Raw genomic sequence first — 4207 nt, forward strand, 5'->3', positions numbered from 1 at the left:
CAGTGCCATCGCGCCGAGGAACACGATCGCCGCACCGAGACCGTAGAAATAGGTGAGCTCGAGCCAGGCCGCCTTGGTCTCGGTCTCGGCGACCGGCCTACCGATCTCGCCGATGGTCAGCGTCGTGGCCACGACACGGCCGACGACGAACCCGGCGCCCGCGACCACGCTGAGCCATCCGCCGAGCATTGCCGTGGCACGGTTCTGCGACTGCACCAGCAGGAGCCCACCGACCACGGCGACGACGCCGGGCAGCACCTCGAGCCAGCCGCGGGCCGCGCTCCAGGCGGCACCCTGCCCCTGGTCGTAGGCGAAGTCGAACGCCGGGCCCAGGAAGGGAACCAGTGCGCCCCACGCGCCAAGAACGATCACCAGAAGTCCACTTGCTGCGCCGCGGCTGCGCGGTATGACCAGCCTGCCGCCGCGATCGCGTTCACTCGAAACGACCTGAGTCATGATGGCCTCCTAATTCGCGATTCGGGTACCCAATCCCGACGAATCCGTAACGCGCGGCGATTGGCACCGGGGTGTGGATGGTCATGTCCCCGGCGCTCCCGATTTTCGATCCCATCGGGATACCGCGACGCTGGCGACGCCCACCGACGTAGCTACGAAGATGGCCGTCGTGCATCGTGGCGATCTCTCGACGTCATTGGGCGGCGGGGAGCCGTCGCCGGCATCGCTCGCGGCAAGGTGAGACAGCCGATCGCAGTGGCTGATTCCGCGTCGGGAATCGGGCAGGTGCCGCCCCGATTTCGTCCTGCGGGCGACTGCGCCGACGCACTCTTGCCGACCTCCGGCAAACTGCTTGCCCTTCTTGTACCATCCCACGAGGGGACCATCTGCTTGCCTAGGCCGACAGCGCTCGTGGGGGCATTGGTCGACGAAAAGCAAGGGCAACACAAAACGTGGACTGGATTCGCCGTTGGTGGCGGCAGCCCGATCACTATCAGTGGCTGTCCGACTATCTGGCTGCCCGCAAGCAGTTGATCTTCACCCGTTACATGATGGCTGCCGTCGTGGCCACGCTCGGCGTGCCCCCGATCCTCATGTTGTGGAGCCCTGCCGGCGCACACGATTCGGCCACTCGCGCCACCTCCATCATCATCGCGGTGGGGTGCGGGGTCGTGGCGCTGCTGTGGGCCACGAAGTGGCCGAGCCGCCGCCAGTCGTCGCTCTTCGCGATCGTGGCGGCCATCGCCATCGCCATCACCTGCCTCGCCACGGCGCCAGGCACCGGTCTGCAGGGTTGCACCGCGTTTGCGGCGCTCGGGGGCTATGTGGCCTTCTTCCACACCACCCGCCACCTCGTCTTCACCTTGGTGACGGCGCTGACGACGGCGACGATCTGCGCCGCTGAGATCGCTCTCCGCGGTGACCCGCTCCAGGCAGTGAGCAAGCTGCTCGTGCTGTTGGTCGGCGTCCTGGCCGTGCCGTTCTGCGTCCAGGTGCTGGTCCGCACCCTCGGCGTCGACGCGCTGAGGTCTGACACGGATCCGTTGACGGGGCTGCCCAACCGCCGGGGGTTTCATCGATCGGTGCGTGTCCTGGCCACTGAGTCGAGTCGCGACGGCAGGGCTCATCTGACGGTCGTGATGGTTGATCTGGACGACTTCAAGCGGGTCAACGACACCGCGGGACACGCTGCGGGTGACCAGGCCCTGATCGCCGTCGGCGACATTCTCCGTCGCTCCCGCCCCGGCGATTCGGCCGTGGGGCGCGTCGGCGGTGAGGAGTTCGTCGTGGCGATGTCCGGTGACCGCGGCGACGCGATCGGGCTGGCCGAGCGGGTCCGTCGCGAGATCGCACAGCCGCCCTCGCGCGTCACGGCGAGCATCGGGGTGGCCAGTGCGTCCCTCTTCCGGGTGATCCCGCAGGACATTTCGGGCCACGTCGATCGTCTGCTGGACTCGGCGGACCGGGCGATGTACAAGGCCAAGCGTTCCGGTGGAAACCGCGTGCACGTGCTCGGCCGCCCGAGCGATGCCTACGCGGAGAAGCCGATGGCAAGCAACACGACGGCGACCAACGGCAACGCACCCTGGACCACCGCTGAACGCGCCTTGTCCGGCGCGGACGCCAGAAGCACGATTGCTGCGGCGAGCATCGACCCGAGGCCGGCGAAGAGCAGCGCCCCGCCAACCCGGATACCGCCGGAGATCGTGAACGCGATACCCGCCGTCGTCACCACCGCCAAGAACAGGTTGTAGAAGCCCTGGTTGAACGCCAGCAGCTTGGTGGTCTCCGCCTCCTCGGCCGTCGTGCCGAACGTCGCGCGGGTGCGCGGGTGCGTCCAACGAAACGACTCGAGCACCCAGATGTAGACGTGCAGTACGGCGGCCAGTGCCGCGAAGATCAAACCGGCAGTGGTCATTTCACGCTTTCCGTCGTCACTCGAACAGGCCCGGTTGTCCGAGGCCGGTCACACCGCTGGGCGGCGTCATGCCCAGATGCGTCCACGCTTGGGCCGTGGCGACCCGACCCCGCGGAGTGCGGGCGATCATGCCTGCGCGCACCAGGAAGGGCTCGCACACCTCCTCGACGGTAGTGGCCTCTTCGCCGACGGCGACGGCGAGCGTCGACACCCCGACCGGGCCGCCCCCGAAGCTCCGCGTCAGCGCCGAGAGCACGGCGCGGTCGAGGCGGTCCAGCCCGAGTTCGTCGACGTCGTAGACCGCCAAGGCGGACTTCGCGATGTCGCGGGTGATCACGCCGTCCGCGCGGACTTCGGCATAGTCACGTACTCGGCGCAGCAGCCGGTTCGCGATGCGTGGTGTGCCACGCGAGCGACGTGCGATCTCGGCTGCGGCGTCCATCCCGACCTCGATGCCGAGGATGCCCGCCGAACGGGCCAGCACCCGTTCCAGTTCGGCGGGTTCGTAGAAGTCCATGTGGGCGGTGAAGCCGAAACGGTCACGCAACGGTCCGGTCAGAGCCCCGGACCGGGTGGTAGCTCCGACCAGTGTGAACGGGGCGACCTCCAGCGGAATGGACGTTGCGCCCGGGCCCTTTCCGACGATGACGTCGACGCGGAAGTCCTCCATGGCGAGGTACAGCATCTCCTCGGCCGGCCTCGCGATGCGGTGAATCTCATCGATGAACAACACGTCGTGTTCGACGAGGTTGGACAGCATGGCGGCCAAGTCGCCCGCGCGCTCGAGTGCCGGTCCGGAGGTGAGGCGAAGCGAGGTGCCGAGTTCTGCCGCGATGATCATCGCCAGTGAGGTCTTGCCGAGCCCGGGCGGACCGGACAGCAGGATGTGATCCGGTGTGCCACCGCGGTTCTTGGCGCCTTCGAGGACCAGCTGGAGTTGTTCACGGACCCGAGGTTGGCCGATGAACTCCTTGAGGGACCTGGGTCGCAGGCTGGCGTCGACGTCACCCTCGCCAACGGTCAGGGCGGCTGACACCTCGCGGTCGGTGGTGTCCTCGTGCTCGTCCTCGTCGAACCGGCCCATGCTAGACACTCTGCTCTTCGCGCACGCGGCTCATCACTTCCTGCCAAGCATGGACAGCGCCGCCCTCAGCGCGCTCGAGGTGGTGGCGTCGGGCTCCTCGGCCAGTACCTTGTCGGTGGCCTCCTCGGCCTGCTTGGCCGCAAAGCCGAGTCCGACAAGGGCTTCCACCACCGGTCCGCGGATGGCGTGGCCACTGACCCCGGCCAGGCCACCCGCCGAGGGAACGGCACCGATCTTGTCCCGCAACTCCAGGACCATGCGCTCGGCGCCGCGCTTGCCGATGCCGGGCACCCGGGTGAGCGCGGTGACGTCACCGTCGGCCAGTGCCTGTCGAAGAGTCTGGGCGTCGTACACGGCGAGGGTGGCCAGCCCGATCTTCGGGCCAACGCCCGAGACGCCGAGCAGCGTGCTGAACAAGTCGCGGGCCTCGGCGTCGGCGAAGCCGTACAGCGTCATCGAGTCCTCGCGGACGATCATGGCGATGATGAGCCTGGCCTCGCTGCCGCGCCGCAGCGTAGACAACGTCGACGGTGTCGCCATCACCTTGTAGCCGACCCCGGCCGCTTCTATGACGACGTGGTCGAGGGCGACGTCGAGCACCTCACCTCGAACTGACGCGATCATCTGGCCGCCTTGAGTTTGGCCTTGTACTTCTTGCGCTGTTCTGCGGCCATCGCCTCGGCTGCCGCCATCCGCGCGATCATCGGCGCCCGCCAGCAGTGGCAGATGGCCAGCGCAAGTGCGTCGGC

General features: G+C 67.9%; 3 protein-coding genes and 3 pseudogenes. 1 reads left to right on the top strand and 5 read right to left on the bottom strand.

The features are described from left to right. Positions 1-456, bottom strand: a pseudogene (locus ACRDUX_RS26550) (hypothetical protein); the annotation flags it as partial. Between the two features lie 593 nt (positions 457-1049). On the opposite strand from ACRDUX_RS26550, the pseudogene ACRDUX_RS26555 reads away from it, so the two are divergent. Continuing rightward, positions 1050-1955 (top strand): annotated as a pseudogene (locus ACRDUX_RS26555) (GGDEF domain-containing protein); the annotation flags it as partial. A 32-nt stretch (positions 1956-1987) separates the two neighbouring features. Here ACRDUX_RS26555 and ACRDUX_RS26560 read toward each other — a convergent pair. The 4 genes and pseudogenes from ACRDUX_RS26560 to ACRDUX_RS26575 form a co-directional block, all read right to left on the bottom strand. Then, a complete protein-coding gene (locus ACRDUX_RS26560; RefSeq protein WP_526418132.1) occupies positions 1988-2374 on the bottom strand; it encodes a DUF1304 domain-containing protein in 387 nt (128 codons plus the stop codon). Between the two features lie 16 nt (positions 2375-2390). Next, positions 2391-3458: a Holliday junction branch migration DNA helicase RuvB gene (ruvB, locus tag ACRDUX_RS26565; RefSeq protein WP_526418134.1), complete on the bottom strand. Its 1068-nt coding sequence runs from the start codon at positions 3456-3458 to the stop codon at positions 2391-2393. A gap of 33 nt (positions 3459-3491) precedes the next feature. Continuing rightward, positions 3492-4082 carry a Holliday junction branch migration protein RuvA gene (ruvA, locus tag ACRDUX_RS26570; RefSeq protein WP_526418136.1) on the bottom strand — a complete coding sequence of 197 codons (591 nt, stop codon included), beginning with the start codon at positions 4080-4082 and terminating at the stop codon, positions 3492-3494. Further along, a pseudogene (locus ACRDUX_RS26575) lies at positions 4079-4207 on the bottom strand (crossover junction endodeoxyribonuclease RuvC); the annotation flags it as partial. The pseudogene ACRDUX_RS26575 and the gene ruvA, both read right to left, overlap by 4 nt.

It is taken from the genome of Mycobacterium sp., from assembly GCF_050701675.1.
Taxonomy (GTDB): Bacteria; Actinomycetota; Actinomycetes; order Mycobacteriales; family Mycobacteriaceae; genus Mycobacterium.

Excerpts from the sequence above, each read along its gene's own strand:
- ruvB (WP_526418134.1), bottom strand. The coding sequence starts at position 3,458 with ATGGGCCGGTTCGACGAGGACGAGCACGAGGACACCACCGACCGCGAG.
- ACRDUX_RS26560 (WP_526418132.1), bottom strand. The coding sequence starts at position 2,374 with ATGACCACTGCCGGTTTGATCTTCGCGGCACTGGCCGCCGTACTGCAC.
- ruvA (WP_526418136.1), bottom strand. The coding sequence starts at position 4,082 with ATGATCGCGTCAGTTCGAGGTGAGGTGCTCGACGTCGCCCTCGACCAC.